The following is a 3,580-nucleotide window of genomic DNA, read 5'->3' on the forward strand; positions in this document are numbered from 1 at the left end:
GGCGAGTACCGCCTCGTCGATGCGCTCCTCGTCGACCGCCATCCGCGCAGTTTAGCACGCCGCGCTCAGACCGGGCGTGGTGCCAGCCGATCGGTTACCTTTGATCAGCGATTTGTTGAGGTGCTGTTGCCAATAAATGTGAATCGAGACGATCAATCCACAAAATTATCGGCTGATGTCAGTGTGTTCAAAGATTTCCCGTCATCTTTTATGCTGGTGGCTTCAGAGCTTCAGAGCGATATATCTACGAAAGACGTTCCTTTTGGCGGACGTTGTAGTTCGGAGGTGGAGGGGGTTCTGTCGTTTGGTCCATTCATTTCCTTAGAGCCGGGTCAGTACCATTTGGTCTTTCGTTATCGAGCTGACGGCTCAATAAATGAAGAATGTGGTTGGGCGGATGGATCCGTGTGCATCTTGGGCTCCGCAAGGTCATTGGGAAAAATTATTCTAACTGGCACTGACGGTAAAACCGAAAGAGCTCATCTTTTTATAAACATTGATCTTGAGAAGCACGAAAGATTTTCTATACGAGTTTACACGAACGGTCTAAGAACAGTGACGCTATTCGACGTCCGCGTTGATTTAATCCGTCGTCCATAATATTATATAATATTTGATAATTTTTGTTTAATTTCGATGATATCTATATTGAACGTGCGAATCTTGAGGATAAAGTATAGTATTTTGAGGGCGGGTGGAACGGTGAACAAGCTTGGTTTCATTAAGGCATGATCAGAACTAAGCCATTGCAAGGTCGTTGTTTTGTGACTCCAAGCGGCCATTTTGCTGGCTTGAAGTAGTGATTGTCAACGCCGAGTGCATCGTGGTTCTTCCGCATTTCGTGTGGCGCGGAATTCCAGGTCAGGTCGCGGTGAGGGCGCGCTGGCGCAGTAGCGCGAAGCCCGCGCGGCCGAACATCGTGCGCTTGAGCATCTTCAGCCTACCGATCTGCCCCTCCACCGGACTCGTCGACCAGGGCGTCGTGATCGCGCCGCGTAACGCGTCCCTGTCGCGCTCGAGGCCGGCGGCGAACTTCGCCAGCGGCGTCGCGGCCGCCGCCGCGAACCAAGCCTCCAGGCTCTCGCCCGAGCGCCGTCGTACGAGGTCGGCAAAGCGCTTCGCGACTGCCACGCTCTTCGCCAGATCGGGTGCCTCCACCCGCAGGTGATCGAGGAAGCGGCGATCGTCCGCAACGATTGCGCTCGGGTCCGCCTGCAGGAGCCACGCCGTCCGGTTGATCGACGGGGGCCGCCATCGCGGCGCGCTCATCGAGCCCGGCGTGGCGTCCATAACGTCCGCGCTCGCGCGACGCCGTCTCATCGCCCAATCCCGCACCACCCGCGGACGGATGTCGGCCCCCGCGCGGATCAGCCCGCGGGCGAGCTCGGCGGCGTTGCGGCAGCCGGCCTGCCAGCGCGCCTCGAGATGATCGCGGTAGGGGTCGAGGATCGTCGGCACGGTGCGGCGTCGCCGCCAGGAGGGCGGCGCGTCCTGGCGCAGCCAGACCCGCACCGTCTTGCGATCGAGATCCAGGGCCCGAGCCATGCCGGCCACCGAGGCGCCGCTCTCGGACAGCCGCTTGAGCTCGGAGTACCGAGCCCAATGCGGCGCGTGCGTCGCCCGCTTCCGAACCTCGATCACCGTCGGCGGACGCGTGGCTTCCTTCGCAGCCTGCGCTGCCTCGACCTCCTGATCGATGAGCGCACGACCGACGGCGCGGATCACGCCATGATGATGGGCGACGATCGCACGTAGGGCGACGCTGAGGTTACGCAGCAGGTGAAAACGATCGAGGACGTGCTGGGCCTGCGGCGCGCCCGCGCGGGAGCCCTCGGCGAAGACGTCGGCGCGGTCGCGAGCGACGACCTCGATGCCCGGATGGACGCGCAGCCAAGCGGCGACGCTCCCGGCGTCCCGGTCGGGCAGGAGATCGAGGACGGTGTGACGTTCGAGGTCGACGACCATGGTGCCGTAGCTGCGCCCGCGGCGCCAGGCCCACTCGTCGATGCCGACGATGCGCGGCTCGGGCTTTGTCGGCAGAGGCGCCGCACGCACGAGGCGCACGAGGGTATCGGCACTCACCGGCATCGCGAGACGCTGCGCCATACGGGCGGCGGGCGCACCACCGAGGGCGAGACCGAGATGGCGCTGGAGCACGCGCAGCCGGTCGGATCGGCGGGCATGAGCGGCGGCGACGTCATCGACACTCTCGCTGAAGGTCCGCCGCGGACAGGCTGGGTTCGCACAGCGGAAGCGTCGCAGCCGGAGGCGCAGGCGGACGGACCGGCCCTGCCAGGGCAAATCGGCGAGGGTGCGCTCGCAGTGACCGTGCTTGCGGCCCGCGGACGATTGACAGGTGGGACAGCACGTCGGGCCCGGACGGGGTACGACGCGCACGATGAGCGGGTCGGTCGCCGGCTCGATGCCGACGACGGTCAGGCCATCGGGCACGAGGGGCAGGATACGGCGTGGCATGGCGTCCTCCGGAAAGCCGATCTCTGGAGATGGGGCACGTCACGCCGGCCGGCACACTTCGCCACACGATGTGCGGAAGAACCTGCATCGTCCTCAGATCCGCCGAAGCAAAAGTCCCCACTCCCGTGGGTCAGGCCGCATTGGGTTCGGGCTCGTGACGCATTGGCGGACGACCGCGGCGCTTGGGGGCCGGCGGCGGCGTGATCGTCGCCTTCGAGCACACGTGCTCGGGCACTAGGTCGGCGTGCTGGCGCAGCCGATAGCTCGCCCCCTCGATCTGTACGACGACCGCGTGATGCAGCAGGCGGTCGAGGAGCGCGGTGGCCACGACCGGATCGCCGAACACCTCGCCCCATTCCGCAAAGCCGCGGTTCGAGGTCAGGATCATCGCACCCCGCTCGTAGAGCGCGTTGACAAGTTGGAAGAACAGGTTGCCCCCACCCGGTACCACCGGCAGATAGCCGATCTCGTCTACGATCAGGAGGGCGAAGGCCGCGAGGAAGCGGATGCGCTCGCGCAACGTACCCTCTCGCTCCGCCTTGGCCAGGGAAGCGATGATGTCGGCCAGCGTCGCAAAGTAGACCCCGCGCCCTGCCTTGATCGCCTCCACGCCCAAGGCCACAGCGAGGTGGCTCTTGCCCGTGCCGGGTGGACCGAGCAGGTGGACGGCCTCGCGCCGGTCGATGAAGTCCAGGCCTGCCAGCGCCAGGACGCGGTTGCGGTCCAGCGAGGGTTGGAAGGCGAAGTCGAAGCTGGCCAACGTCTTCACCGTCGTGATCCGCGCCGTCATCAGCGCCATCTTCACCCGCCGCGTCTGGCGCAGCGTCAGTTCCTCGGTCAGGAGCACGCCGATGGCCTCGACCGCGCCGATCTGACCCTGCTCGATCTGGCGCAGGGTCTGGTCGAGCACCTCCAATGCCCGAGCCATCTTGAGGCCGACGAGGTTGCGCCGGATGCTCTCCAGCGTCGCGGCAGGATCCAGCCGCCCCGTCATGGCTGTGATTAGGTGATTACCCAGGCCTGTGATGGCGGGGTTCAGGCGCCGATGGTTTTGAGGACGGTGCTGAAGGGGCTGCTGCCTGTGATGCGGGCGGTGTCGACGACG

Annotated in this window: 3 protein-coding genes; 1 reads left to right on the forward strand and 2 read right to left on the reverse strand. The window is 64.5% G+C overall.

All coding sequences use genetic code 11. The annotated features are described in order from the left end of the window. A partial coding sequence (locus tag ASG32_RS34255; RefSeq protein WP_157862108.1) for a hypothetical protein occupies positions 1-600 on the forward strand: 600 nt, incomplete at its 5' end. 261 nt (positions 601-861) lie between these two features. On the opposite strand, the gene ASG32_RS29635 is transcribed toward ASG32_RS34255, so the two are convergent. Together ASG32_RS29635 and istB are read right to left on the reverse strand one after the other, a co-directional pair. Continuing rightward, on the reverse strand, positions 862-2,451 hold the full coding sequence (locus tag ASG32_RS29635; RefSeq protein WP_157862109.1) for an ISL3 family transposase: 1,590 nt from the start codon (positions 2,449-2,451) through the stop codon (positions 862-864). Between the two features lie 154 nt (positions 2,452-2,605). Further along, the gene (gene istB / locus ASG32_RS29640; protein WP_056533456.1) at positions 2,606-3,469 is read right to left on the reverse strand and encodes an IS21-like element helper ATPase IstB; all 864 of its coding nucleotides are present in this window, start codon (positions 3,467-3,469) and stop codon (positions 2,606-2,608) included. Positions 3,470-3,580 lie beyond the last annotated feature (111 nt).

Source organism: Methylobacterium sp. Leaf361 (genome assembly GCF_001424445.1).
Lineage (GTDB): Bacteria > Pseudomonadota > Alphaproteobacteria > Rhizobiales > Beijerinckiaceae > Methylobacterium.